The organism is Thalassobaculum sp. (genome assembly GCF_965223715.1).
Classification (GTDB): Bacteria; Pseudomonadota; Alphaproteobacteria; order Thalassobaculales; family Thalassobaculaceae; genus Thalassobaculum.
In genome coordinates this window covers 3876177-3901941 of the sequence record NZ_OZ245012.1, presented here as the reverse complement: position 1 = coordinate 3901941, position 25765 = coordinate 3876177, and the positions used below count along the sequence as shown (strand labels likewise).

Annotated in this window: 23 protein-coding genes; 20 read left to right on the top strand and 3 right to left on the bottom strand. The window is 69.3% G+C overall.

Annotated elements, in window-relative coordinates; all coding sequences use genetic code 11:
- Nucleotides 1–69: 69 nt before the first annotated feature.
- The 3 genes from ACOQOP_RS18040 (at nt 70) to trpS (ending at nt 5772) form a co-directional block, all read left to right on the top strand.
- Nucleotides 70–2901, top strand: a complete 2832-nt coding sequence (locus ACOQOP_RS18040; protein WP_420563199.1) for a [protein-PII] uridylyltransferase — start codon at nt 70–72, stop codon at nt 2899–2901.
- Nucleotides 2902–3084: 183 nt separating this feature from the next.
- Complete coding sequence (gene murJ, locus ACOQOP_RS18035; protein ID WP_420563198.1) at nt 3085–4629, top strand: murein biosynthesis integral membrane protein MurJ; 1545 nt, start codon at nt 3085–3087, stop codon at nt 4627–4629.
- 138 nt (nt 4630–4767) lie between these two features.
- Nucleotides 4768–5772: a tryptophan--tRNA ligase gene (gene trpS / locus ACOQOP_RS18030; protein ID WP_420563197.1), complete on the top strand. Its 1005-nt coding sequence runs from the start codon at nt 4768–4770 to the stop codon at nt 5770–5772.
- Here the strand turns inward: trpS and murJ (ACOQOP_RS18025) are convergent.
- The gene (gene murJ / locus ACOQOP_RS18025; RefSeq protein WP_420563196.1) at nt 5742–7088 is read right to left on the bottom strand and encodes a murein biosynthesis integral membrane protein MurJ; all 1347 of its coding nucleotides are present in this window, start codon (nt 7086–7088) and stop codon (nt 5742–5744) included. The two genes, trpS and murJ (ACOQOP_RS18025), sit on opposite strands and share 31 nt — an antisense overlap.
- A 10-nt stretch (nt 7089–7098) precedes the next feature.
- Nucleotides 7099–8463 carry an adenylate/guanylate cyclase domain-containing protein gene (locus ACOQOP_RS18020; protein WP_420563195.1) on the bottom strand — a complete coding sequence of 455 codons (1365 nt, stop codon included), beginning with the start codon at nt 8461–8463 and terminating at the stop codon, nt 7099–7101.
- Between the two features lie 90 nt (nt 8464–8553).
- On the opposite strand from ACOQOP_RS18020, the gene ACOQOP_RS18015 reads away from it, so the two are divergent.
- Both ACOQOP_RS18015 and ACOQOP_RS18010 read left to right on the top strand, forming a co-directional pair.
- Entirely contained in the window at nt 8554–9132 is a 579-nt protein-coding gene (locus tag ACOQOP_RS18015) for a NifU family protein (protein ID WP_420563194.1), read from the top strand.
- 118 nt (nt 9133–9250) lie between these two features.
- Nucleotides 9251–10240, top strand: a complete 990-nt coding sequence (locus ACOQOP_RS18010; RefSeq protein WP_420563193.1) for a glucosaminidase domain-containing protein — start codon at nt 9251–9253, stop codon at nt 10238–10240.
- Between the two features lie 15 nt (nt 10241–10255).
- Here ACOQOP_RS18010 and ACOQOP_RS18005 read toward each other — a convergent pair whose 3' ends face one another.
- Nucleotides 10256–11305: a polysaccharide deacetylase family protein gene (locus tag ACOQOP_RS18005; RefSeq protein WP_420563192.1), complete on the bottom strand. Its 1050-nt coding sequence runs from the start codon at nt 11303–11305 to the stop codon at nt 10256–10258.
- 82 nt (nt 11306–11387) lie between these two features.
- Between ACOQOP_RS18005 and tsaB the strand changes: the two genes are divergently transcribed.
- The 15 genes from tsaB (at nt 11388) to ACOQOP_RS17930 (ending at nt 25757) form a co-directional block, all read left to right on the top strand.
- A complete protein-coding gene (gene tsaB / locus ACOQOP_RS18000) occupies nt 11388–12050 on the top strand; it encodes a tRNA (adenosine(37)-N6)-threonylcarbamoyltransferase complex dimerization subunit type 1 TsaB (protein WP_420563191.1) in 663 nt (220 codons plus the stop codon).
- Nucleotides 12047–12520 carry a ribosomal protein S18-alanine N-acetyltransferase gene (gene rimI, locus ACOQOP_RS17995; protein WP_420563190.1) on the top strand — a complete coding sequence of 158 codons (474 nt, stop codon included), beginning with the start codon at nt 12047–12049 and terminating at the stop codon, nt 12518–12520. Before tsaB ends, rimI begins: the two co-directional genes overlap by 4 nt.
- A gap of 148 nt (nt 12521–12668) precedes the next feature.
- The gene (locus ACOQOP_RS17990) at nt 12669–13505 is read left to right on the top strand and encodes a GNAT family N-acetyltransferase (RefSeq protein WP_420563189.1); all 837 of its coding nucleotides are present in this window, start codon (nt 12669–12671) and stop codon (nt 13503–13505) included.
- Between the two features lie 2 nt (nt 13506–13507).
- On the top strand, nt 13508–14386 hold the full coding sequence (locus ACOQOP_RS17985) for a lysophospholipid acyltransferase family protein (protein WP_420563188.1): 879 nt from the start codon (nt 13508–13510) through the stop codon (nt 14384–14386).
- A 233-nt stretch (nt 14387–14619) separates the two neighbouring features.
- Nucleotides 14620–16029, top strand: coding sequence for a tRNA (N6-isopentenyl adenosine(37)-C2)-methylthiotransferase MiaB (gene miaB / locus ACOQOP_RS17980; RefSeq protein WP_420563187.1), 1410 nt, complete (start codon nt 14620–14622; stop codon nt 16027–16029).
- Entirely contained in the window at nt 16026–17045 is a 1020-nt protein-coding gene (locus ACOQOP_RS17975; protein ID WP_420563186.1) for a PhoH family protein, read from the top strand. Before miaB ends, ACOQOP_RS17975 begins: the two co-directional genes overlap by 4 nt.
- Nucleotides 17042–17620 carry an rRNA maturation RNase YbeY gene (gene ybeY, locus ACOQOP_RS17970; RefSeq protein WP_420563185.1) on the top strand — a complete coding sequence of 193 codons (579 nt, stop codon included), beginning with the start codon at nt 17042–17044 and terminating at the stop codon, nt 17618–17620. Before ACOQOP_RS17975 ends, ybeY begins: the two co-directional genes overlap by 4 nt.
- On the top strand, nt 17617–18534 hold the full coding sequence (locus tag ACOQOP_RS17965; RefSeq protein WP_420563184.1) for a hemolysin family protein: 918 nt from the start codon (nt 17617–17619) through the stop codon (nt 18532–18534). Before ybeY ends, ACOQOP_RS17965 begins: the two co-directional genes overlap by 4 nt.
- Nucleotides 18535–18559: 25 nt before the next feature.
- Nucleotides 18560–20116, top strand: coding sequence for an apolipoprotein N-acyltransferase (lnt, locus tag ACOQOP_RS17960; protein ID WP_420563183.1), 1557 nt, complete (start codon nt 18560–18562; stop codon nt 20114–20116).
- Nucleotides 20117–20217: 101 nt separating this feature from the next.
- Complete coding sequence (locus ACOQOP_RS17955) at nt 20218–20670, top strand: helix-turn-helix domain-containing protein (RefSeq protein WP_420563182.1); 453 nt, start codon at nt 20218–20220, stop codon at nt 20668–20670.
- 173 nt (nt 20671–20843) lie between these two features.
- A complete protein-coding gene (metK, locus tag ACOQOP_RS17950) occupies nt 20844–22010 on the top strand; it encodes a methionine adenosyltransferase (protein WP_420563181.1) in 1167 nt (388 codons plus the stop codon).
- A gap of 68 nt (nt 22011–22078) precedes the next feature.
- Nucleotides 22079–22792, top strand: coding sequence for a tRNA (guanine(46)-N(7))-methyltransferase TrmB (gene trmB, locus ACOQOP_RS17945; RefSeq protein ID WP_420563180.1), 714 nt, complete (start codon nt 22079–22081; stop codon nt 22790–22792).
- A gap of 150 nt (nt 22793–22942) precedes the next feature.
- The gene (gene rimP / locus ACOQOP_RS17940; RefSeq protein ID WP_420563179.1) at nt 22943–23446 is read left to right on the top strand and encodes a ribosome maturation factor RimP; all 504 of its coding nucleotides are present in this window, start codon (nt 22943–22945) and stop codon (nt 23444–23446) included.
- 81 nt (nt 23447–23527) lie between these two features.
- Nucleotides 23528–25099 carry a transcription termination factor NusA gene (gene nusA / locus ACOQOP_RS17935; protein WP_420563178.1) on the top strand — a complete coding sequence of 524 codons (1572 nt, stop codon included), beginning with the start codon at nt 23528–23530 and terminating at the stop codon, nt 25097–25099.
- Nucleotides 25080–25757: an RNA-binding protein gene (locus tag ACOQOP_RS17930; RefSeq protein WP_420566545.1), complete on the top strand. Its 678-nt coding sequence runs from the start codon at nt 25080–25082 to the stop codon at nt 25755–25757. Before nusA ends, ACOQOP_RS17930 begins: the two co-directional genes overlap by 20 nt.
- Nucleotides 25758–25765 lie beyond the last annotated feature (8 nt).

Sequence of the window (25765 nt, the reverse complement as noted above, 5' to 3'; positions counted from 1 at the left end):
GAGCCTCAGGCATCCGTGACGGCCGGACAAGGGGCGCGTATAGTCTGCGCGACTGAAAAGGAGGCTTTCGTGGCCGTACCCGCCGAGGTCGAGACCCGCACCGATCCGTCCCGCGAGCGCAGCGCGCCGCAGGTGGAGCTTGCCGTCCTGGGCAAGCGGGTGCCGAACCGCAAGGCGATCTGCGACATCCCCGCCCTGGCCGCGAAGATCGAGGAGGCCGCCCGGGACCTGAAGGACCCCACTGTCCGGCGCAGCACCATCCTGGACCTGCTGAAATCGGCCCTGGCCGACGCGACCGGCGAGATCCGCCGCCGGCTGGAGGCGACCAATGACGGGGCCGCCTGCGTGCGCGGCCGGGCCTGGCTGATGGACCAGATCATCCGGGTGATCGCCACCCATGCCGCCGAGCACGAGTTCCCGGCCACCAACCCGACCACCTCGGAGCGCATCGCCGTCACCGCCGTCGGCGGCTACGGACGGGGCGAGCTGGCGCCCCAGTCGGACATAGATCTGCTGTTCCTGCTGCCCTACAAGCAGACCGCCCGCTGCGAGCAGATCGTAGAGTACATGCTCTACCTGCTCTGGGATCTCGGCCTGAAGGTCGGCCATTCGACCCGCTCCGTGGCGGAGTGCATCCGCCAGGCCCATGCCGACATCACCATCCGCACGGCCATGCTGGAATCCCGTTTCCTGTGGGGCGACGACGCGCTCTACGAGGAGATGCGCGAGAAGTTCATGGCCGACATCGCGTCCGGCTCTCCGCTCGATTTCGTCGAACAGAAGCTGCAGGAATCCGACAACCGGCACCGGCGTATGGGCGACAGCCGTTACGTTGTCGAACCGAACATCAAGGACGGCAAGGGAGGCTTGCGCGACCTGCACACCCTGTTCTGGATCTCGAAATACGTCTACCGGATCGACGACGTTGCCGAGCTGGTGCCGCGCGGGGTGCTGGATCTGGCGGAAGCCCGGCGCTTCGCCCAGGCCCAGAAGCGCCTGTGGACCATCCGCTGCCACCTGCATTACCTGACCGGCCGGCCGGAGGAGCGGCTGACCTTCGACGTGCAGCCGGTGATCGCCGAGCGGCTCGGCTATACCGACCGGGCCGGGGCCATCGCGGTCGAGCGCTTCATGAAGCACTATTACCTGACCGCCAAGGATGTGGGCGACCTGACCCGCATCTTCTGCGCGGCGATAGAGGCGGAATACAAGCGCCGGCGCCGCCGGTTCCGGCTGCCCAAGATGTTCGGCGACCAGCGCTTCGGCGACTTCCGGGTCGAGGGCGACCGCATCACCGTGATAGACGACAACGCCTTCCAGCGCGATCCGGTGAACCTGATCCGGCTGTTCCACGAGAGCCATTTCCGGGACCTGATGATCCACCCGCACGCCCTGCGGGTGATCACCCAGAACCAGCACCTCATCAACGCCGACCTGCGGCGCGACCCGGAGGCCAACCGGCTGTTCGTGGAGATCCTGAGCAGTCCGAAAGGGCCGGAGCGCATCCTGCGGCGCATGAGCGAGGCGCGGGTTCTGGGCAAGTTTGTGCCGGATTTCGGCCGGGTCGTCGCCCAGATGCAGTTCGACATGTACCACACCTACACGGTGGACGAGCACACGCTGGTCTGCCTCGGCGTGCTGCACGAGATCGAGCAGGGCGCGCTGAAGGACGTCGCCCCGATCGCCACCGACGTGGTGCACAAGGTGCTGTCCCGCCGGGCGCTCTATGTCGCGCTGTTCCTGCACGACATCGCCAAGGGCCGGGGCGGCAATCACTCGATCCTGGGCGAGCGGGTGGCCCGGCGCGTCTGCCCGCGGCTCGGCATGACCGAGGAGGAGACCGACACGGTGGCCTGGCTGGTGCGCTGGCATCTGCTGATGTCTGACACCGCCTTCAAGCGCGACATCCACGACCCCAAGACCGTGGAGGATTTCGCCCGCATCGTGCAGTCGCCGGAGCGGCTGCGCCTGCTGCTGGTGCTGACCGTGGCCGATATCCGCGGCGTGGGCGCCCATGTCTGGAACGGCTGGAAGGCCCAGCTCCTGCGCGACCTGTACTACGCCGCCGACGAGATGCTGACCGGCGGCACCTCGCCGACCAAGACCGGGGCGCGGGTGGCCGCCGCCAAGAAGAAGGTGGCCGAGCAGCTCGCCGGCTGGACCGAGGCGGAGATCGAGGCCCACCTGGCGCTCGGCTACGACCCCTACTGGCTCGGTTTCGATACCGAAACGCTCGTGCGCCACGCCTGGCTGGTGCGGCGCGCCCAGGCCTCCGACGCCCGGCTGGTGGTGGAGCATCGCCTGGACCCGGACCGGGAGGTGACCGAGGTGACGGTCTATGCCGCCGACCATCCGGGCCTGTTCTCGCGGATCGCCGGAGCCATGTCCTCGGTCGGCGCCAACATCGTCGACGCCCGCATCGTTACCCTGGCCGACGGCATGGCGATCGACACCTTCATGATCCAGGACGACAAGCGGCAGATGTTCGACCGCTCCGACCGGCTGGCGCGTCTCGCCTCGGCGATCGAGCGCACCCTGGACGGCAGCCTGCGGCTGGAGGAGCAGCTCGAGAAGAAGGGCTCGCTGACCGTCCGGCGCACCCGGGCGATGAAGGTGCCGCCGCGGGTGCTGATCGACCAGAAGGCCAGCGTCACCCACACGGTGATCGAGGTGAACGCCCATGACGAGCCGGGCGTCCTGCACCGCATGACAAGGGCCCTGGCGCGGGTCGGCGTGCAGATTCATTCCGCGACCGTTTCCACTTATGGCGAGCGGTTCGTCGACGTGTTCTACGTGAAGGACGTCTTCGGCCTGAAGATCGACAGTGCGCGCAAGCTGGACGAGATCCGCGGGGCGTTGTTGGAATCGCTCGGGGTGAAGGCTGAGGAGAAGGCGAAGTAGCCCTTCGACACGCCCCCGGACTATATCCGGGGGCTGCTCAGGATAAGGTCGAATAGATATGTGGCACTGTCACTCTCTCGGCCTCTCCCTGAGCAGCCCCGCAGGGGCGTGTCGAAGGGCGCCACACATCCGCCGCAGACCGGCCATAGGCCTGCCTCGCCGAATCACGTACATCCTTCCGCCATGAACCTCGCCCGCGCCATCGCCACCGTCGGCGGCTACACCATGATCAGCCGGGTCACGGGGTTCGTGCGCGACATGCTGATCGCCGCCGTGGTCGGCGCCGGGCCGATCGCCGACGCGTTCTTCGTCGCCTTCCAGATCCCAAACTTCTTCCGCCGGCTGACCGGCGAGGGCGCGCTGACCGTCGCCTTCGTGCCGATGTTCGCCGGCATGGTGGAGACGAAGAGCCAGCAGGCCGCCGTCGCCTTCGCCGGCCAGGTGCAGTCGGTCCTGCTGCTGGTCCTGCTGGTCCTGCTGGCGGTGGCGGAGATCGCCATGCCCGGAGTGATCCTGCTGCTCGCCCCCGGTTTCGGCGGTGACGATCCGCGCTACGATCTCGCCGTCGAGCTGACCCGGATCACCTTCCCCTACCTGCCGCTGATCTCCCTGGTGGCGCTGTGGGGCGGGATGCTGAACAGCCTGGGCAAGTTCTGGGCGATGGCCGCCGCCCCGATCCTGCTGAACCTCATCCTGATCGCCGCCCTGACGCTCGCCGCCGGGATGCTGGAGACGCCGGGCCATGTGCTGGCCTGGGGTGTCGCGGTCGCCGGGGCGGCCCAGGCGCTGTTCGTCGCGGTGGCCTGCTGGCGGGAGGGCGCGCTGCCGCCGCTGGTGCGGCCGCGCCTGACGCCGGAGGTGAAGCGGCTGCTGGTGCTGATCGGCCCGGCCGCCCTGGGGGCGGGCGTGGTCCAGGTCAACGCCTTCATCGGCATCCTGCTGGCCTCCCTGCTGCCGGCCGGCTCGGTCTCCTATCTCTATTACGCCGACCGGGTGGTCCAGCTTCCCCTCGGCGTGGTCGGGGTGGCGATCGGTACCGCGCTGCTGCCGATGCTGTCGCGCCAGGTCCGTGCGGGGGAGACCGGGGCCGCGATCTGGACCCAGAACCGGGCGCTGGAGATCGGCCTGCTGCTGACCGTGCCGGCGGCCTGCGCGATCGCGGTGATCGCCGATCCCCTGATCACCGTGCTGTTCCAGCGCGGCGCCTTCTCCGCCACCGATGGGGTCGAGACCGCGATCACGCTCGCCGCCTATGCCGCCGGCCTGCCCGCCTTCGTGCTGATCAAGGTGTTCCAGCCGGGCTTCTTCGCCCGCCAGGACACCGCCACCCCGGTCAAGGTCGCCGCCTTCGCCGTGGTCGCCAACCTCGCCTGCAACGCGGTGCTGCTGCCGATGTTCGACCAGGTCGGCATCGCGCTCTCGACGGTGATCTCGTCCTGGCTGAACGCCGTCCTGCTCGCCACCCTGCTCTACCGGCGCGGTCATCTGGCCCTGGACAGGCGGTTCGTCACCCGGGCGCCGAAGATCGTGCTGTCGGCCGCCCTGATGGCCGCCGCGCTGTGGTTCCTGGCCGACTGGCTCGCCCCCTGGCTCGGCGGCGGCACGGTGCAGCGGGTCGGGGCGCTGGCCGGGCTCGTGCTCGCCGGCATGGCGGTCTATGCCGCCGCCTGTCTCGCCCTGAAGGCCGCCCACCCCCGCGATTTCGCCGCCATGCGCCGAGCCGGGTGAGCGTCTTCGGGGGCTGAACGCGTGTCGGATGCTTGATTTGCGGGCACGGGCCGGGGATAAACCGGCCACGGGCGTCTGCGGGCGACCCGGAGTACAGACTTCACCGATGTACCCTAGCCGATGGCGAGTCCCCGATCCATGAGACGCATCTTCTCCGGCATTCAGCCGACCGGTAACCTGACCCTGGGCAACTACCTCGGTGCGATCCGGAACTGGGTGGCGCTCCAGGGCGAGAAATCCTACGAGTGCATCTTCTGCGTGGTGGACCAGCACGCGATCACCATCCCGCAGAATCCGGCCGAGCTGAAGCAGGCGACCCGCGAGGTGGCGGCGAGCCTGATCGCCGCCGGCATCGACCCGACGGACAGCATCCTGTTCAACCAGTCCCAGGTGGACGAGCACATGAAGCTCGCCTGGGTGCTCGGCTGCGTGGCGCGGGTCGGCTGGCTGAACCGCATGACCCAGTTCAAGGACAAGGCCGGCAAGGACCGGGACAACGCCACCACCGGCCTGTGGTGGTACCCGGTGCTCATGGCCGCCGACATCCTGGCCTATAAGGGCACGCACGTGCCGGTCGGCGACGACCAGAAGCAGCACCTGGAGCTCGCCCGCGACATCGCCCAGGCCTACAACTCCATGTTCGGGGTCGAGTTCTTCCCGCTGCCGGAGCCGCAGATCCTGGGGGCCGCGACCCGCGTCATGAGCCTGCGCGACGGCACCAAGAAGATGAGCAAGTCGGACGCCTCCGACATGTCGCGCATCAACATGACCGACGACGCCGACACGATCGCCAACAAGATCAAGAAGGCGAAGACCGATCCGGAGCCGCTGCCGAGCGAGGCGGCGGGCCTGGCGGAGCGGGCCGAGGCGCGCAACCTGGTGACCATCTATGCCGCGCTGGCGGACAAGAGCGTGGACGAGGTGCTGGCGGAGTACGGCGGCCAGGGCTTCGGCAAGTTCAAGCCGGCCCTGTCGGATCTGGCGGTGGAGGTGCTTGGGCCCATCGGGGCGGAGCTGCAGAAGCTGATGGCCGACCCCGACCATATCGACAGCGTGCTGGCCAAGGGCGGCGACCGGGCCCGTGCGCTCGCCAAGCCGATCGTCGAGGAGGTCTACGACACGGTGGGCTTCCTGCGCCCGTAATCGCGCAGGATCCCGAGATACAGCACCGCTCCCGTCATCGCGAAGGCGGGAGCGGTCGCCAAAGCGATCCCGATCACGCCCCAGACCTGCATGAACAGCCAGTTCAGGGCGATGGTCAGCACGATGTTGACCGCGGCCGCCACCGGGATCACCCCGCCGAGATTGAGCACGGCGGCGGCCCGCACCAGGATCACCACCGCGGCGAAGGCCGGAAGCTGGGTCGCATAGGCGCTCAGCACATGGGCCACCAGACGGGTATCCTCCGCCGTGAAGGCGCCGCGCTGGTACAGCAGCGCGATCACCGGCTCCGACAGCAGCCAGGCGATGCCGACCCCCGGGATGGCCAGCAGGATCACCGCGACCAGATGGCGCTTCAGCCGGGCGAACAGGCGCGCCGGGTCCTCCAGCGCGTTCTCCGCATAGGCCGGCAGCACCGAGATGCCGAGCGCGGTGGTGACCACATGCAGCCCCGCCAGCACCAGCTTCGCGCCGTATCCCAGGGCCGAGGCCGCGCCCTCGCCCAAGGAGGCGGCCATGAGCTGGTCGATCAGCCCGGCGCCGGAGAGCAGCAGAGTGGCGAGGAACAGCGGACCCCAGCGCCGCAACAGGTCCGCCATGTCCTCCCGGCTGACCGCGATCGCCGGCCGATAGCCCAGGCGCCGGGCGGCGGTGAGCACGATCGCGGCCTCGGCCAGCGTGCCGATGACCGCGCCCCAGGCCAGGGCCGAGACCCCCAGGCTGTCGCGGAAGCCGATCAGCAGCAGCGCCATGGCGAGCGGCGTCAGCACCGGGGCGATCGCCGGCAGGGCGAAGCGCCGTTCCGCCGTCAGCACCGCGCCGCCGGCATAGGCCAGCCCGCCCATCACCGCGAACAGGGTCATGATCCACAGCATGTCGGTGGCGAGGGTAAAGGTGCGCGCCAAATAGTCGGGTGCGACCGCGGGCAGGTAGAGCGGGGCGAAGGCGGCGCAGAGGATGGCGGCACCGGCGATCACCCCGGCCACGATCCCGCCGCCGGCCGTCGCCAGTGCGGCCGCGCGTTGCCGGTCGCCGCCGCGCCTGGCCGCCAGCAGGGCCGGAATCGCGGCGATCTGGAACGAGCCGGCGACGATCTGCACCAGGAAGACCGGCAGGGCCAGCGCGACGAAGAACGCGTCCACCTCCGGCCCGCGGCCGTAGATCGACGCGATCACCGCCTCGCGCAGGAAGGCCGACGACTTGGCGACGACGGAGAGGATCGCGATGGTGGCCCCGGCCCGGGCGATGGCGCGGTCGTCCATGCCGGACGCCGACGGCGCTTCGTCTGCAGGGCTCACGGGGCCGGGCTCACGTCAGGTCGGGCGGGGTGAAGACGTCGATCGGCCGGTCCAGCCCCTTCACCGGATGGGCGCCGAGCGGGGTCAGCGGCTCGCCGGAGGCTTCGGAGAACTCGCGGGAGGCCAGGACCCGGGCCCCGAGGGTGCGGGTCAGGCCCTCGATCCGGTTGGCCAGGTTCACCGCCGGGCCGATCACCGTGAAGTCGAGCCGTTCCGCCCCGCCGATATTGCCGTAGCCCACCTCGCCCAGATGCAGGGCGATGCCGTAGTTGATCGCCGGCTTGGCCTGGCGGAACCGCATGTCGTTCAGGGTGCGCATCAGTTTGACCGTATCGCGCGCCGCGCTCAGGGCAAGCCGGCAGGCCGCCATGTCGCCCTCGGCCTCGCCCCGGGACGGGTCGGCCGGGAAGATCGCCAGCATGCCGTCGCCCAGGAACTTCAGCACCTCGCCGCCGCGCTCCTCGACCGCCTGGACCGCCCGCTCGAAATACTCGTCGAGCAGGTCGATGATCTCGTCCCGGCTGAGCCGGTCGGACAGGGTCGTGAAGTCGCGAATGTCGGTGTACCAGACGGCGGCCCGGATGCCCTCGGCGACGCCGCGCACGATCTCGCCGGCCAGGATGCGCTCGCCGGTGTTGCGCCCCAGATAGGTGGTGAGGAGCTGGCGGGTCAGGTCGCGTCGCTCCAGCACCTCCATGCGCAGGGACAGGGCCGGCATGAACTCCCAGATCTCGCGCAGCTCCTCGGTGTTGAAGCCGCCCGGCCGGTCGGCGGTCCAGGTGGTGAAGTTGATGTTGCCGTCGGAGAACACCAGCGGCATGGCGACATAGTCTGTCGCCCCCTCTTCGCGCAGGTCGTCGAGGATCGGGAAGTCGTTCTGTTCGCCCGGCATGTCCAGGCGGCGCCGGATTCCCTGTGCGCCCTGGAAGATCAGCGGCAGCGGGCTCTGCTTGTAGGCGGTGGTCTGCTGCATGCCGCGCATCACCCGCATCTGCCGCGGCTCGTCGACGTCGCGGTACCAGACGATGGAGGTGCCGGTCGCCTGGGGATGCAGGGTGGTGATGAAATAGGTCATCCGCATCAGCGGATAGCCCCGCGCCACCATCAGCCGACCGAGGTCGCGGGCTAGGAACCGGCGCGAGGTGTAGACGGCCGACTCCTTGAGGATCCACTGCAGCGGCGTGAGGCTTGGGTCGACCGGCGGCAGGCCGGAATCGTCGTCATCGTCGAGAAAGCGGACGAGCTGCCGCGCCTCCTCATTGCTCGGCCCGATGGCGCGGCGGAGCACGGTCGCGCGGGCGGCCGGCGCCGGCTCGGCGGCCTGTGGTGCGCCGGCGGCATCGGTGTCGTGGTCGGGGCCCTCACTTGACGTCATCGGTCGGCACCCCAACTATGCGCCAACTGCCGGCATCGACGCGGCGGCCGAGCCGTGCGTGCGAACGATGCCAGACTGGAGAAATGAGTCATGTTCATTCAGACCGAAGAGACCCCGAATCCGGCGACGCTCAAGTTTCTGCCGGGCCGCACCGTTATGGTCAGCGGCACCGCCGAGTTCAAGTCGGAGGAGGATGCCGCCGCCGGCTCCCCGCTCGCCGCGGCACTTTTCGAGGTCGATGGCGTGACCACGGTCTTCCTCGCCAACGAGTTCATCAGCGTCAGCAAGCGCGATGACAAGGAATGGTACCTGATGAAGCCGGCGGTGCTCGGCGTCATCATGGAACATTTCGTCGCCGGCAAGCCGATCCTGTCCGAGGGCAGCGCCGAGGTCGCCGAGGCCGAGGTTCGTCCGGAGGACGAGGAGGTCGTGTCGCAGATCAAGGAACTGCTCGACACCCGCGTGCGGCCTGCCGTCTCCATGGACGGCGGCGACATCGTCTTCCATGGCTACGAGGACGGCGTCGTCACCCTGACGATGCAGGGTGCCTGTGCCGGCTGCCCCAGTTCGACCGCCACCCTGAAGATGGGCATCGAGAACATGCTGCGGCACTACATCCCGGAGGTCCGGGAAGTGCGCGCCGCCGGCGGCATGGGCGACTACTACTGACCTCATTCCACGGCTGATCTCATCTGCACCCCGACCCCGGTCGCCCCGTTTCCGGCCGAGGTCGGAACGGGGAGGCTTCATGTCCGCCAACAGGATAGCATCCGGATCGCGCCGGACGGTGGCCGTTGTGGCCGGCGCGTTGTGTCTGATCGCGTTTCAGGTCTCCGCCCTGACCTTCGGGCCGCCGAACTGGCCGCTTCCGGCGCGCGACGTGCCGCCGCTGATCCGCGTGGTGACGCCCGCGCCGCTGCCCGACGGCGGCAGCGAGTTCACCGTCGCCTCCGCGGCCACCCTGCTCCGGCTCTATGAGCGGGCGTCCTTCGACCTGGAGACCGTCCGCGCCGGCGAAACCGACGTTCCCCGGCTGTATCTGGCGGCCCTGCCGTCGGATTTCGACGCGCTGGAGGAGGTTGGCCCGCGCAAGGAAGCGTTCCTGCGCACCGTCCTTCCCCTGATCCTGCGCGCCAATGACGAGATCGCCATCGTCCGCACCCGGGTCGCCGCCCTGCTGGAGAAGATCCGCGACGACGAGACGCTGCGCCGGGACGACGCCCGCTGGCTGGCCTCGGTCGCCCGCCAGTACGGCGTGATCGACAGCGACGACAAGGACCCGCAGGCGGCCCTGAGCGGGGCGGCGGGACGGACCCTCCTGCTGCGCGTCGACAGGGTGCCGGTGTCGCTGGCCCTGGCCCAGGCGATCGTCGAGAGCGGCTGGGGCCGGTCCCGATTCGCCCTGGAGGGCAACGCCATCTTCGGCCAGTGGACCTGGGACAAGTCCCAGGGCATCGCACCCGCCGGTGCGCCGGACGCGGCCCATGCGGTGCGCGCCTTCGGCAGCCTGATGGAGTCGGTGCGCGGCTACATGCACAACCTGAACACCCATCCGGGGTATCGCGCCTTCCGCGCCGCCCGGGCCGAGGGGGCCTCGGCCCGCACCCTGGCCCGCACCCTGACCCGCTACAGCGAGCGGGGGGCGGTCTATGGCGAGGAGCTGGTGACCATCATCGCCCAGAACGACCTGGACTCCTTCCGCGACGCCAGGCTCGGCGTCACCCGGATCCAACGCGGCCGGGGCTGGGACGATCTGGAGGACGTGCCCCAGAGCTGAGGCGGGAGCGAGAGCTCAGCGCGGGATGTAGAACTGGATTCCGTACCAGTGCCAGCGGCCGTCCGGCCCCGGCATGGTGCAGTTGACCCGGGCCCGGCCCGCCGGGAACGGCTCAGACAGGCGCACCTCCACCCGGTCGCCGAGCACCTCGGTCTGGGTGCGGCCCTGGCCCGAGGCGTAGCAGTCGATGCGGCTCGGATCGCCGATCTCCGGGGCGACGGTGAAGCCGAAGGGCGGCGGGTTGTTCGAAGTGACGATCAGGTCGGCCGGCACCCGGTCGCGGATCGGCAGGGGCAGGGCGTTGGCGGTCAGCCGGAACCGGTCGATCCCACCATAGGTCTCGTTCAGGGCGAAACGCGGCAAGCCGTAACGGTCGCTTGTCGCGTGGACCACGCCCGACTGCTGTCCGAAGGCGGCGACATAGCCCCGCTCGGCCACGATCTTTTCGATCCGCAGGCCGTATTCGCCGTAGGGATAGGCGAACAGGGTCGGCTTCTGGCCCAGCTCGTCGGCCAGCCGGCTCGCCGCCCGGTCGAGCTCGATCTTCACCGTGTCGTCGTCCAGGTCGGGCAAGTGCGGATGCGAGGCGGTCTGGCTGCCGATGGTGGCCCCGCCGGCCTGCAGCTCGCGGATCTGGTCCCAGGTCATGTAGCCGGGGCTGGCCCGGTCGATCGGGTCGGTGGCGACGAACAGGGTGAAGGGGAAGCCGGCCTTCTTGAGCCGGGGCCAGGCTTCGGCATAGACCGAGGCATAGGCATCGTCGATGGTCAGGGCGATGGTGCGGTCGGGCAGATCGGCCCCGGTGCGCATCTTCTCCAGGATCTCCGGCAGCGGCAGGACCTTGTAGCCGCCGGTGCGCAGCTCCTCGAGCTGCTCCTCGAACTGGTCGATCCGGATATTGGCGCTGGGATACTCCGCTTCGCCGAAACGGTGGTACATGAACAGCACGGCCGAGTCGGCGGCGAATGCCGACGGCACGCCGACCCCGAGAGGGGCGGTCGCAGGGGCGGCCAGCAGGCCGGTCAGGGTCAGCGCGAACGCGACGGCTCGATCACGTAACTTCATGGGGATGAGACTACTTCATGCCAGCCGCAAACCGAAATGGCGCGCTTCGCCGCAATCGACAAGTCGGCGGGAGAGGGAGGCGATGAGACGGCTGCTGGCCATCGACTGTTCCGCCGGGGCCTGCTCGGCGGCGGTCGTCGAGAACGGTGAAACAAGGGCGTTCGAGCTCCTGCACCTGACCCGCGGGCATTCCGAGGTGGTCATGCCGATGGTCGAACGGGTGCTGATCCAGGCGGGATGGACGGCCGCCGATCTCGAGGGGATCGCGGCCACGGTCGGGCCCGGAAGTTTCACCGGGCTGCGAATCGGACTGGCGGCGGCGCGCGGCCTCGCCCTGGCGGTCGGCGCCCGCACCGTGCCGGTCACCTCGCTGGAGGCCCTGGCCCACGCCGCCGGGCCCGCGGATAGCCCGCTGCTGGCCGCTCTGGACAGCAAGCGCGGCGACCTGTTCTGCCAGTGGTTCGACGGGCGGGGCCGCCCGCTCGACGATCCGGCGGTCCGCACCGCCGCCGAGGCGGTGGCCCTGGCGCCGTCCGCGACCTTCCGGGTGGCGGGGGACGCGGCGGAGGCGGTGGCGGCCGCCGCGACGCAGGCCGGCAGGTCGGTCCGCGTGGTGGAGGGCTGCGAGGTGCTCGACGCCCGGTCCGTGGCCGCGGTTGCCCTGGCGCGGGCCGAGGCCGGCGGGGAGGGGCCGCTGCGCCCGATCTACCTGAAGGCGCCCGCCGTCACGATGCCGGCGTCATGACCGGCCGGGACGGTCTGCTGGAGGCGCTGCGCGCCGCGGATGCGGCGGATGCGGACGCCGTCGCCGCGCTTCAGCGGGCCTCATTCGACGACCAGTGGAGCATGGAGGCGGTCACCGGTCTTCTCTCCGGTCCGGCCAACCTGTCCCTGGTGGCCGAGGCGCAGGGCCGTCTGGTCGGTTTCCTGATCGGCCAGTGCGTGGTCGATACCGCCGAGGTCCTGGCGGTGGCGGTCGATCCCGGCGCCCGGCGCGCGGGCTGGGGCGGGGCCCTGCTGACCGGGTTCGAGCGGGTCGCCCGGGCGTCCGGTGCCGAGCGGGTGATCCTGGACGTGGCCGCCGACAACGCGGCGGCGCTGGCGCTCTACGCCGGGCGCGGATACCAGACCGTGGCGCGCCGCGACCGGTACTACGCCATCGGCCGGGCGCATCCGGTGGATGCCTTGGTTATGGCTAAAAATCTACCGATTTAGAAGGTTTTGTGACGATCGACTTACGCCAGCATTGCGACTTGTCGTGACGTGCACGCGACTGTACGGTCGCGCCATCCGGTCCGCCGGCCATCGATACGGCCGACGAGTAGGCCTCGCAAAGACATCCCGCGATGTCAGATAGCGGCACATGAGCGACACGACCGAACGCCCAGTCCTCCTCACGCCCGATCCGGACGCCGCCTTTCCGGCGATCACCTCCGGGGATCTGGAAGTACGCCTGGCCCGCGACGTCGCCGAGATCGACGCCTCCCAGGCCCTGCGCTACCGGGTGTTCTACGAGGAGCGGGCGGCCAAGCCGATCGGCGAGATGGGCGCGCTGAAGCGCGACTTCGACGCCTTCGATCCGATCGCCGACCACCTGCTGGTGCTGGATCACGCCAAGGGCGAGGGGACCAAGGCGGTCGTCGGCACCTACCGGCTGATCCGCCGCTCGCGCATTCCGGCCGGGCGGACCTTCTATACGGCCGGCGAGTACGACATCTCCAAGATCCTGGCCTTCCCCGGCGAGATCATGGAGCTGGGCCGGTCCTGCGTGGACCGGGATCATCGCAACCGGCCGACGATGCAGCTGCTGTGGCGCGGGATCGCGGCCTATGTCTTCAAGCACGACATCACGCTGATGTTCGGCTGCGCCTCGCTGCCCGGCACCGACCCGGATGCCGTGGGCGGCGACCTCAGCTACCTCTATCACAACCACCTGGCGCCGGACGGGTTGCGCGTGCGCGCCCTGGACGACCTCCATGTGGAGATGAACCGGATGCCGGCCGACCGGATCGACGCCAAGCGGGCGCTGGCCGGCCTGCCGCCGCTGATCAAGGGGTACCTGCGGCTGGGCGGCTTCGTCGGCGACGGGGCGGTGGTGGACCCGCAATTCAACACCACCGATGTCTGCGTCATCGTCCAGACCAGTGCGGTGACCGACAAGTACTACAAGCACTACGAACGGGAGGCGCGGGGCGGCTGACCATGGCGGATGCGGTTTCCGGATCGACCACGACGCGCCGACTTGTCCCGGTCTATGTCGACGAGGCCGAGGAGCGGCGCCTGCTCGACCACGGGCACGGCATGATCCGCTCGGAAACCCGGGCGGCGCTGCGGCTGACGGCCTACCTGCTGCTGACCCTGGCGCTGATCCCGGTCCAGGCCGTGGCGGTGCTGTTTCGTCTGCGCCTGGCGGAGCGGCTGCCGCGCTTCTACCACCGCCTGTGCACCCGCATCCTCGGCATCCGCGTCGTGGTGCGCGGCCGCCGGGTGCGCGAGCGGCCGGTGCTGTTCGTCGCCAACCACGTCTCCTATCTGGACATCACCGCGCTCGGCTCGGTGGTGACCGGCTGCTTCATCGCCAAGTCGGAGGTCGCGACCTGGCCGCTGTTCGGCCTGCTGGCCAAGCTGCAGCGCACGGTGTTCATCGCCCGCAAGCGCACGGCGGTGGCCAAGCACGGCGACGACATCGCCGAGCGGCTGGAGGCGGGCGACAACCTGATCCTGTTCCCCGAGGGCACCAGCGGCGACGGGACCCGTGTCCTGCCGTTCAAGAGCGCGTTCTTCTCGGTCGCCGAGCGCCGGCCCCGGGGCCGCGCGCTGACGGTGCAGCCGGTGTCGATCGCCTATACGCGGCTGAACGAGGTGCCGCTCGGCCGGGGCCTGCGGCCGTTCTTCGCCTGGTACGGCGACATGGACCTGCTGCCCCACCTGTGGACCGTGGCGGCGCTCGGCACGCTGACCGTGGTGATCGAGTTCCACACCCCGGTCACCGTGGACGAGGCGGGCTCGCGCAAGGCCCTGGCGACCAAGGTCCAGGACCAGGTCGCCGGCGGGCTGGCCCGGGCCAACGCGGGGCGCTAGACTCTTCCTCTCTGGGTCATGCGACTGTCGCTTGACAGGAACGTGGCGATTCGTAGGGTCCAGGGAGAGGCGGACCCGGCCGCAATCATCCGGCGCGATCAGCAAGCGGGAGTAGCCGCGACCTTGATGGATCAGGTGATCTGGCGCTGTCCCCGACAGGGACGAGGGATGCTCGGGTCTGCGAGTCCCGAACGTCTTCGTGGAAGACGGCGGCATTGAGCAAGACGGTTCCATTGAGCAAGAAGCTTCACGTCAAGACCTACGGCTGCCAGATGAACGTCTATGACTCCGCCCGCATGGCGGATGTCATGGCGCCGCACGGCTATGCGTCCAGCGATCAGGTGGACGGCGCCGACCTGGTGATCCTCAACACCTGCCACATCCGCGAGAAGGCGACCGAGAAGGTCTATTCCGAACTCGGCCGGCTGCGCGTGATGAAGGAGGAGGCCGCCCGCGAGGGCCGCCGGATGCTGATCGCCGTGGCCGGCTGCGTCGCCCAGGCCGAGGGCGAAGAGATCGTGCGCCGCGCGCCGGTGGTCGACATGGTGTTCGGCCCGCAGACCTATCACCGGCTGCCGGAACTGGTGACCCGCGCGCTCGGCAGCGAGAACCGGCGCGGCGCCGGCGTGGTCGACACCGAATTCCCGGCCGAGGACAAGTTCGACCACCTGCCCGAGGAGAGCGCCGCCCAGGGGCCGGCCGCCTTCCTGTCGGTGCAGGAGGGCTGCGACAAGTTCTGCACCTTCTGCGTGGTGCCCTATACCCGCGGAGCCGAGTTCTCGCGGCCCGCCGAGGCGGTGATCGAGGAGGCGCGGCGCCTGGCCGCCGCCGGCACCCTGGAGATCACCCTGCTCGGTCAGAACGTGAACGCCTATCACGGTGCCGGCCCCGACGGGCGCGACTGGGGGCTGGGCCGGCTGATCCGGGCCATCGCCGAGATCGACGGGATCGAGCGCATCCGCTACACGACCTCGCATCCCCGCGACATGGACGACGACCTGATCGCCGCCCATGGCGAGGTGCCGGCGCTCATGCCGTATCTGCACCTGCCGGTGCAGTCCGGCTCGGACCGGATCCTGGACACCATGAACCGGGGCCATACCGCCGACGACTACCGCCGGATCGTCGACCGGCTGCGCGCCGCCCGGCCGGATCTGGCGCTGAGCTCGGACTTCATCGTCGGCTTCCCGGGCGAGAGCGACCGCGACTTCGCCAATACCCTGCGGCTGGTCCGCGAGGTCGGCTACGCCCAGGCCTATTCCTTCAAGTACAGCGCCCGGCCGGGCACGCCGGCCGCCTCGGTCGCCGACCAGCTCACCGAGGCGCAGAAGTCCGACCGGCTGGAGGCGCTGCAGCAGCTTCTCAACGCCCAGCAGCGGGCGTTCAACGAGTCCGCCGTCGGCAGCGTGCAGCCGGTGCTGTTCGAGCGCCGGGGCAACCGCCCGGGCCAGCTCGTCGGGCGCGGGCCGTGGATGCAGTCGGTCCATGCCGACGCACCGGAGCGGCTGCTCGGTTCCCTGGTCGACGTCGCCATCGATCTGGGCGGGGCGAACAGCCTGTCCGGTCGGGTCGTCACGGTCGACGCCGATCTCCCTTCGCCTTCGTCTCTCCCCCCTCCTCCTGCCGAAAGGGTTTCTGCGTGAGCACAGGCACGGCCGACGACGCCTCCGTCCAGCTCGAGTTCCACGACCACGCCCTGATTCCCCTCTTGTTCGGGGACCACGACCGGAATCTGGCGCGCATCGAACAGAAACTCGGGGTCAAGCTGGAGGCCTTCGGCAATATCGTGCGCATCCTCGGCGCCGAGGAGTCGCTTCAGGCGGCCCGCGGCACCCTGGAGGGGCTGTACCGCCGGCTGGAGAAGACCAAGAAGAAGGGGCAGGAGCCCTATCCCTTCGAGATCGGCGACGTGGACGCGGCGGTGAAATACGCCCAGGCGGCCGACGCGGTCGGCGGGGTGCGCGAGTTCGCCGGCGATGCCGGGCTCGACACCTTCAAGCGGCCGATCGGCGCGCGCTCGCCGAACCAGGCCCATTACCTGAAGCAGCTCATGCAGCACGAGCTGGTCTTCGGCCTCGGCCCGGCCGGCACCGGCAAGACCTACCTCGCCGTCGCCATGGCCTGCGCCATGCTGAAGGCCAAGCGGGTCGACCGCATCATCCTGTCGCGGCCGGCGGTGGAAGCGGGCGAGCGGCTCGGCTTCCTGCCCGGCGACATGAAGGACAAGGTCGACCCCTATCTGCGCCCGCTCTACGACGCGCTCTACGACATGATGCCGGGCGAGATGGTGGAGCGGCGGCTGGCCGCCGGCGAGATCGAGGTCGCCCCGCTCGCTTTCATGCGCGGCCGGACCCTGGCCAATGCCTATGTGATCCTGGACGAGGCGCAGAACACCACGCCGACCCAGATGAAGATGTTCCTGACCCGCCTGGGCGAGAACTCGCGCATGGCGGTGACCGGGGACCTGTCCCAGGTCGATCTGCCGCTCGGCAACAAATCCGGCTTGCGCGACGCGCTGGATCACCTACATGACGTGCAGGGCGTCGGGTTCGTGGAATTCACCGCGGCAGACGTTGTCCGTCATCCCCTGGTTACGCGCATCGTTCATGCGTACAATGCCCGTGACGGAGTACTTTTACCCGGCGACAAGAGTCGATGACCGACGAAGATTCTTCTGCCGAGGGCGACAGTCGTCCTCGATCTAGCACCCGACCTTCCCGCGCGCGCCGGACGGTCGAACTTGACATATCCCTTACGGCCCCCGGTTGGGAGACGGCTGTCGCAGATATCTCTGCGCGTGCCGAACGCGCCGTCCTGGCGGCGCTGGACCATGCCGAGGCCTCGGGCGACCTGGAGGTCTCCCTGCTGCTGACCGACGACGCGGAGCAGCGGGAGCTGAACCGCGACCATCGCGGCAAGGACAGTTCCACCAACGTGCTCTCCTTCCCGGCCGGCTTCGTGCCGCCCGCCGGCCCCCGGCCGCTGGGCGACATCTCGCTCGCCCTGGAGACGGTGGTGCGCGAGGCCGAGGAGCAGGACAAGAGCGTGGCCGACCATGTCAGCCACCTGCTGGTCCACGGCACCCTGCACCTGCTCGGCTACGACCACGGCGACGACGTGGAGGCCGAGGAGATGGAGGCGCTGGAGCGCGAGATCCTGGCCTCTCTCGACATTGCGGACCCCTATGCCGGCGGCGAGCCGCTGCCCGGCGACGCGCGGGGAGCGGCCGCATGAGCGAGAACACCGCCTACGGCAACAACGGCAACGGGAACGGCGGCTCCGACAGGGGCCCGCTGGTGGAAGCCTGGCGCACGCTGATGCGCTCGGTCGGGCTCGGCCGCAACGGAACCTCGGCCGTCCGCGCCTCCCTGGAGGAGCTGATCGACGAGAACGGCGAGGACGCCTCGCCGATCGACCCGCATGAGGGCGCGATCATCCGCAACGTGCTCGGCCTGCGCGACATCACCGCCTATGACGTGATGGTGCCGCGCGCCGACATCGTGGCGGTCGACCACGCGACCAGGCTGACCGATCTGTCCCGGCAGATGAGCGAGGTGGCCCACAGCCGCATCCCGGTCTATCGGGACTCGCTCGACGATGTGATCGGCATGGTCCACATCAAGGACGTGCTGGCCCATCTGAACAAGGGCGAGGACATCGCCGCCGGCGCGCTCGCCCGCGAGATCCTGATCGTGGCCCCGTCCTCGCGCGCCCTCGACCTGCTGCAGGAGATGCGCATGACCCGGCGCCACATGGCGCTGGTGGTCGATGAATACGGCGGCATCGACGGGCTGATCACCATCGAGGACCTCATAGAGGAGATCGTCGGCGACATCGTCGACGAGCACGACACCGATGAGGGGCCGAAGCTCTCCGAACGCTCGGACGGCACCATCGTCGCCGATGCCCGCGCCACCGTTGAGGAGCTGGAGGAGATCGCCGGTCCGTTCCTCACCGACGACGAGCGCGAGGAGATCGACACCCTGGGCGGCCTGGTGTTCAGCCTGGCCGGGCGCGTCGCCACGCGCGGCGAGGTGATCCGCCATCCCAGCGGCATCGAGTTCGAGGTGATGGACGGCGATCCGCGCCGCCTGCGCCGCCTGAAAGTGCGCATGGTCCAGCCCGCCGCCGATCGTGCCGCCGAGTAAGGCTGCGGCGGGCGACCGCCGATGGGTGGTTCCCGTCGCGGGGCTGATCGCCGGCGCCGCCACCGGCCTGTCCCTGGCGCCGCTCCACCTGCTGCCCTTCGCCTTCGGCCATGCCGCCTTGCTGGCCGTGGTGGCGCAAGCCCCGAGCGTCCGTTCGGCGGCGTTCCGCGCCTGGCTCTGGGCGCTCGGCTACCACGTGGCCGGGCTGCACTGGATCGCCAACGCGATGCTGGTCAATGCCGGCGAGCATGCCTGGCTGATCCCCTTCGCCAATCTCGGCCTGCCGGCGGTCCTCTCGCTCTATGCGGCGATCGCCGGAGGGCTGGCGAAGCGCCTGTTCGGCGGCGGCTGGCCGCTCTGGCTCGGCTTCGCCGCCCTCTACACCGGCACCGAATGGGTGCGCGGCCATGCCTTCACCGGCTTTCCCTGGAACCTGCCCTCGGCCACGGTCGACGGCTGGCTGCCGCTGCTGCAGTCCGCCTCCCTGGTGGGCACCTACGGGCTGAGCCTGCTGGTCCTGCTGGTGACCATGGCCCCGGCGCTCTGGCTGGACGCCGCCGCCTCGCGCCGGGTCCGCCTGGCCGGCACCGCCGCCGCCGGGGTGCTGCTGGCGGCGATGGCCGGCTTCGGCCTGATCCGCGAGGCCGCGATCCCGCAGCTCGCCGAGCCGGACGGGGCGGTCCCGGGCGTGGTGGTCCGGGTGGTCCAGGGCAACGTGCCCCAGCGCGACAAGTGGAACCCGCTGCTGAAGCCCGAGCACATGCAGCGCTACATGACCCTCAGCGACCCGGCCCGGCCGGCCGATGTCGCGGCACCTGGCCTGGCGCCGGGGGAGCTGCCCACGGTAACGGCCTGGCCGGAGACCGCGATCGCCCAGCTGATCGGCGACGCGCCGGACCTGACCGCCCTGGCCCGGATCACGCCGGCCGGGGGCAGCCTGATCTTCGGCGCGCCCCGCCTCGCGAAGATCGGGCGCCTGTCCGAGGTCTATAACAGCGTCTTCACCCTCGACGACCGGGGGGAGGTCGCCTGGACCTTCGACAAGGCCCATCTGGTGCCGTTCGGGGAATACGTGCCCCTGCGCGAGATCCTGCCGGTCAACCCGATCGTGCAGAGCCGGCGCGACTTCACCCCCGGGCCGGGGCCACGGACCCTGGCGCTGGCGGGCGCGCCGCCGGTGTCGCTGCTGATCTGCTACGAGGCGATCTTCCCGGGCGGGGCGGTGGACCCCGATGAAAGGCCCGCCTGGATGCTGAACGCCACCAACGATGCCTGGTTCGGCCGCTGGAGCGGCCCGTACCAGCACCTGGCGATCACCCGGCTGCGGGCGATCGAGCAAGGACTCCCGATGATCCGGGCGGCGAATACCGGCGTATCCGCAGTGATCGATCCGGCGGGGCGAATTGTCGCAAGCATTGGTATCGGAGTGACCGCCAGCCTGGACACGCCGCTGCCCGCGGCGCTGCCGATACCGCCTTTCAGCTTAATTGGCGATATCCCTTTAATTCTTATGGTCGTACTGCTGCTTGCGGTTGCAGCATACGGGCGATTTCGGACCGGTCGAAGAACTCCCGCGAATTGATTGGAATTAAATCAGTTTGGCCGATTTGAGTACGTTGACTGAATACAATTGTATGGTCTATGAGTCCTGTGGTTAATTGGTTAACGAAATCAGAGGTTCGCATGGCGAACGACCGCCCAGGGCGCCGTCGGGTCGGCCGTCCGCCTACGGCTACGAATCCGAATCCCATTGATATCCATGTCGGTACCCGTGTCCGTCTGCGCCGCACCCTGCTCGGCATGAGTCAGGAGCGCCTGGGCGAAGCGCTTGGCCTCACCTTCCAGCAGGTCCAGAAGTACGAGCGCGGTGCCAACCGTGTGGGTGCCAGCCGGCTGTTCGAGCTGGCCAAGGCGCTCGGCGTCCCGGTCTCCTACTTCTTCGACGACATGCCCGGCGAGGACGGTGTGGAGCCGGCGGTCCCGGCGGTCGGCCCGATGGACGAGGATCCGATGCGCCGCCGCGAGACCATAGAGCTGGTGCGCGCCTATTACCGGATCACCGACGATACCGCCCGGCGCCGTCTCTACGAGCTGATGCGGTCGATCGCCGGATCGATGGACGGCGAGAAGCCGTAAGGCGTCGGACCCGGCCTCCCGCGCCAGTGCCGGGGCGCCGCCTTTCGGCTTTCCGCTTGACCCGGCCCGGCATTCGCGCAAAAACGCCGGCCCGGTACACTCCGCTGCGCCTGTCTGTCGCGGCGGGTTCCACACGTTGATTTCCGCGACAGTCGAGCATCCCGGAGGCCCCGTTGAGTCAAGCCAGCTACCTCTTCACAAGTGAATCCGTCTCCGAGGGGCACCCGGACAAGGTCTGCGACCGGATCTCCGACACGGTGGTCGATCTCTATCTGGCCGCCGATCCGGCGAGCCGCGTCGCTTGTGAGACTCTGGCCACGACCAACAAGATCGTGCTCGCCGGCGAGGTCCGCGGCCCGTCCAGCGTCACCCACGAGGTGATCGAGGAGGCGGTGCGCGCCGCCGTGAAGGATATCGGCTACGAGCAGGACGGCTTCCACTGGAAGAACGCCAGCCTGGAGAACGTGCTGCACGAGCAGTCGGTCGACATCGCCGTCGGAGTCGATGCGGCCGGCAACAAGGACGAGGGTGCCGGCGACCAGGGCATCATGTTCGGCTATGCCTGCACCGAGACCGACGCGCTGATGCCGGCGCCGATCCATTTCAGCCACGAGATCCTGCGCCGCATGGCGGTCGCCCGGAAGAACGGCACCGCCAAGGGCCTCGGCCCGGACAGCAAGAGCCAGGTCACCCTGCAGTACGAGAACGGCAAGCCCGTGCGCTGCACCTCGGTGGTGGTGTCGACCCAGCATGACGCCGACCTGTCCCAGGAAGAGGTGCGCGAGCTGGTCCTGCCCTTCGTGCGCCAGGTCATGCCCGACGGCTGGGTGGACGACAACACCGTCTACTACATCAACCCGACCGGCCGGTTCGTGATCGGCGGTCCCGACGGCGACTGCGGCCTGACCGGGCGCAAGATCATCGTCGACACCTATGGCGGTGCGGCACCGCACGGCGGCGGCGCCTTCTCCGGCAAGGACCCGACCAAGGTCGATCGCTCGGCCGCCTATGCCGCGCGCTGGGTCGCCAAGAACGTGGTCGCCGCCGGCCTGGCCGAGAAATGCGTGCTGCAGGTCTCCTACGCCATCGGCGTGTCGCACCCGCTGTCGATCTTCGTCGACACCTACGGCACCAACAAGGTTGACGAGGCGAAACTCTCCAGCGTCATCGCCGAGATGGTCGACCTGTCGCCCCGCGGCATCCGCGAGCGGCTGTCCCTGAGCAACCCGATCTACGCCCCGAGTGCCGCCTACGGCCATTTCGGCCGCAAGCCGACCGATGCCGGGCACTTCACCTGGGAGCGCCTGGATCTGGTCGACGAGCTGAAGGGCGCGTTCTGATCCGAACCGCCTGACGTTGATGGCGGCCGGGCGACCGGCCGCCGGACCGAAACAGACCCAGTAGAGCCATGTCCGATCACGGTGAAGAGCGGCTGTTCTTCGGCCGGCGCAAGGGGCGTCCCCTGCGCGTCGGCATGCAGCGCCGGATCGACGAGGATCTCGTCCCCCGCCTGGTGCCGGTCGAGACCTCCCCCGCCAATGCGACCGACCCGAAGGGCTGGTTCCCCCAGGCGCCGCGCGCGGTCTGGCTGGAGATCGGCTTCGGCGGCGGCGAGCACCTGGCCTGGCAGGCGCAGAACAACCCGGGCGTCGCCCTGATCGGCTGCGAGCCCTTCGTGAACGGCGTGGCCTCGCTGCTGCGCCATCTCGACGAGGTGGATGGCGACCGGGTGCGCATCCATCCCGACGACGCCCGCGACGTGCTCGACGTGCTGGCGCCGGAGAGCCTGGAGCGGATCTTCGTCCTGCATGCCGATCCCTGGCCCAAGCGGCGCCACCACTACCGCCGGATCATCCAGCACGAGACCGTCGCCCGGTTCTACGAGCTGCTGAAGCCTGGCGGCATCCTGCGCATGGCGACGGACGATCCGGGCTATCTGGTCTGGATCCTGGCCCGCATCACCGCCCATCCGGAGTTTCGCTGGACCGGGACGTCCATGGCCGACTTCACCGAGCGGCGCGAGGACTGGCCGGAAACCCGCTACGAGGCCAAGGCCCGGCGCGAAGGCCGGATGCCGGCCTATATGGAATTCCGCAAGCCCGCGGAAACCGGCCAAAGATAGGCGCAAGTCAAACCCGCACCGCACGCCGGACTTGCAGCCCGAGGCCGTCTGCTATATATCAACGGCTCTTCAATCGGACTATTGATCGGGGGTGGGCCAGCGGCCCACTTTTTTGTTGGTGCCGCCGCCGGTCACAGGTGAGGACAACGGGTGGACGCACAGATCCGGCGCATCGAAGGTATCGTCACTCCGTCCATCGAGGCCATGGGCTTCGAGGTTGTGCGGGTGATGATCACCGGCGGTCAGCGGCCGACGCTGCAGATCATGGCCGATCGCAGCGACGGCACGATGATCTCCGTCGATGACTGTGCCGAGATCAGCCGCACCGTGTCCGCCGTGCTGGACGTGGAAGACCCGATCGCCGGGGAATACACGCTGGAAGTGTCCTCGCCGGGCATCGACCGGCCGCTGACGCGGCTGAAGGATTTCGAGCGCTGGGCCGGGTTCGACGCCCGGGTCGACATGGCGGTGCCGATCGACGGCCGCAAGCGCTTCAGCGGCCGGATCAAGGGGGTCGCCGAGGGCGAGCGGGTGCAGGTCGAGCTGGACGACAAGGCCGGCATGATCGACCTGCCGTTCGAGGGGATCTCGCGGGCCAAGCTCGTGCTGACCGACGCGCTGCTCGAAGCCAGCCGGCCCGAGGGTCAGAACTGACGGCCGACGGGCCGGAACGGGGTTAAGGGAGTAACCGGGGCGGACCTGCCTCCGCCGGGTTGATAGAGGACGAACAAGCCGATGGATATCGCCACGACACCGAAGCTGGAGCTGATCCAGGTCGCCGATGTGGTCGCCCGGGACAAGGGGATCGATCGCGAGGAAGTGCTGATCGCCATGGAACAGGCGATCCAGAAGGCCGGCCGGTCGAAATACGGCCCCGACCACGATATCCGCGCGACCATCGACCGGCGCACCGGCGATATCAGCCTGAAGCGCTGCACCACGGTGGTGGAGGAGATCGAGGACGAGTTCGCCGAGATCACCCTGGACCAGGCCAAGAAGATCGACCCGGCCCTGGAGGTCGGCTCGGTGATCGAGGAGCCGCTCCCGCCGATCGATTTCGGCCGCATCGCCGCCCAGACCGCCAAGCAGGTCATCGTCCAGAAGGTCCGCGAGTTCGAGCGCAAGCGCCAGTTCGAGGAATATGACGGCCGGGCCGGCGAGATCATCAACGGCGTGGTCAAGCGCGTCGAATACGGCAACGTCACCGTGGAGATCCCGCGCGCCGAGGCGGTGCTGCGCCGCGACCGGCTGCTGCCGCGCGAGACCTTCCGCCAGGGCGACCGCATCCGCGCCTATATCGAGGATGTGCGCGAGGAGCAGCGCGGTCCGCAGATCTTCCTGTCGCGCACCCATCCGGAATTCATGCGCCAGCTGTTCCGCCAGGAGGTCCCGGAGGTCTATGACGGCATCATCGAGATCAAGGCGGTGGCCCGCGACCCGGGTTCCCGCGCCAAGATCGCGGTGATCTCCTACGACAGCTCGATCGATCCGGTCGGCGCCTGCGTCGGCATGCGCGGGTCCCGCGTCCAGGCCGTCGTCGGCGAGCTCCAGGGCGAGAAGATCGACATCATTCCGTTCTCCGACGATCCGGCGACCTTCGTGGTGAACGCCCTGGCTCCGGCCGAGGTGTCCAAGGTCGTGCTCGACGAGGACCAGGGCCGCATCGAGGTCGTGGTGCCGGACGAGCAGCTCTCGCTGGCCATCGGCCGCCGCGGCCAGAACGTGCGCCTCGCCTCCATGCTGACCGGCTGGGATATCGACATCCTGACCGAGCAGGAGGAGTCGGACCGCCGCCGCGAGGAGTTCCGCCAGCGTTCGGAATCCTTCATCGGCGCCCTGGACATCGACGACGTCATCGCCGGCCTGCTGGTCGCCGAGGGCTTCGCCTCGGTCGAGGAGATCGCCTACACGGATATCGACGACCTGGCCGAGATCGAAGGCTTCGACGCCGACATCGCCGAGGAGCTGCGCACCCGCGCGTTCAACTTCGTCGAGGCCGAGCGTCAGCGCCATGACGAGCGCCGCCGCGAACTGGGCGTGACCGACGATCTGGTCGAGCTCGAGATCTTCACGCCGGCCATGCTGGTCACCCTGGGCGAGAACGGGGTGAAGACCCTGGACGACCTGGGCGACCTGGCCAGCGACGAATTGCGCGAGATCCTGCCGGATGCCGGCTTCGACGAGGATGCGGCCAACCAGATCATCATGGCGGCCCGCGCCCATTGGTTCGAAGGCGAGGACGGTGCGGAGTCGAATGCCGGGGTGGACGCGGCGGCCGAGGAGAGCGATCCTGAGCCGACGGCATGAACCGAAGCGACGGGAGGAGGACGGCGAGCGCCGTTGCTTTGTCACCCGGGAGGTTCAGCCGCGCGGTGGGCTGATCCGCTTCGTCGTGGGTCCGGACGGCTCGATCGTCCCGGATATCGACGAGCGGCTGCCGGGCCGCGGTCTCTGGGTTTCCGCCGATCGGGGGATGCTCGATCAGGCGGTGGCCAAACGGCTCTTCGCCCGGGCGGCCAAGCGGTCGGTCACGGTGGACCCCACCCTGACGGACCGGGTCGAGGGACTGCTCACGCGGCGCTGCGTGGAGACGCTGTCGCTCGCGCGGCGGGCCGGCGGAGCGGTCGGCGGCCAGACCAAGGTGCGCCAGGCCCTCGAGGCCGGACGCCCCGGCGTGCTGGTCGAGGCGGGCGACGGTGCCGAGGATGGCCGGGCCCGTCTGCGGGCCCTGGCGGGGACGCGGTCGGTGGTGTCGTGCCTGTTGGCGGCGGAGATCGCCGAGGCTTTCGGACGCGACCATGTGGTGCACGCGTTCGTGGAATCCGCAGGACCGCGGGCCGGTCTGGCGGAACGATTGCTGCGAGACGCGGCGAGACTTGAGGGTTTGCGGCCGGAAAAGGCTGCATCAGATGTGGGCCCCGGCTTGGAAAACCATGCCGGGACGTGTATTCAGGGCGCCAAGTAATGATGGCC

What these genes read in the sequence shown, in the direction of transcription:
- murJ (WP_420563198.1), top strand. Translation starts at nt 3,085, where the DNA reads ATGAACCTCGCCCGCGCCATCGCCACCGTCGGCGGCTACACCATGATC.
- ybeY (WP_420563185.1), top strand. Translation starts at nt 17,042, where the DNA reads ATGACCGACGAAGATTCTTCTGCCGAGGGCGACAGTCGTCCTCGATCT.
- ACOQOP_RS18015 (WP_420563194.1), top strand. Translation starts at nt 8,554, where the DNA reads ATGTTCATTCAGACCGAAGAGACCCCGAATCCGGCGACGCTCAAGTTT.
- ACOQOP_RS17965 (WP_420563184.1), top strand. Translation starts at nt 17,617, where the DNA reads ATGAGCGAGAACACCGCCTACGGCAACAACGGCAACGGGAACGGCGGC.
- ACOQOP_RS18020 (WP_420563195.1), bottom strand. Translation starts at nt 8,463, where the DNA reads ATGACGTCAAGTGAGGGCCCCGACCACGACACCGATGCCGCCGGCGCA.
- rimI (WP_420563190.1), top strand. Translation starts at nt 12,047, where the DNA reads ATGACCGGCCGGGACGGTCTGCTGGAGGCGCTGCGCGCCGCGGATGCG.
- ACOQOP_RS18005 (WP_420563192.1), bottom strand. Translation starts at nt 11,305, where the DNA reads ATGAAGTTACGTGATCGAGCCGTCGCGTTCGCGCTGACCCTGACCGGC.
- trpS (WP_420563197.1), top strand. Translation starts at nt 4,768, where the DNA reads ATGAGACGCATCTTCTCCGGCATTCAGCCGACCGGTAACCTGACCCTG.
- nusA (WP_420563178.1), top strand. Translation starts at nt 23,528, where the DNA reads ATGGATATCGCCACGACACCGAAGCTGGAGCTGATCCAGGTCGCCGAT.
- ACOQOP_RS17990 (WP_420563189.1), top strand. Translation starts at nt 12,669, where the DNA reads ATGAGCGACACGACCGAACGCCCAGTCCTCCTCACGCCCGATCCGGAC.
- ACOQOP_RS17985 (WP_420563188.1), top strand. Translation starts at nt 13,508, where the DNA reads ATGGCGGATGCGGTTTCCGGATCGACCACGACGCGCCGACTTGTCCCG.
- tsaB (WP_420563191.1), top strand. Translation starts at nt 11,388, where the DNA reads ATGAGACGGCTGCTGGCCATCGACTGTTCCGCCGGGGCCTGCTCGGCG.
- trmB (WP_420563180.1), top strand. Translation starts at nt 22,079, where the DNA reads ATGTCCGATCACGGTGAAGAGCGGCTGTTCTTCGGCCGGCGCAAGGGG.
- ACOQOP_RS17955 (WP_420563182.1), top strand. Translation starts at nt 20,218, where the DNA reads ATGGCGAACGACCGCCCAGGGCGCCGTCGGGTCGGCCGTCCGCCTACG.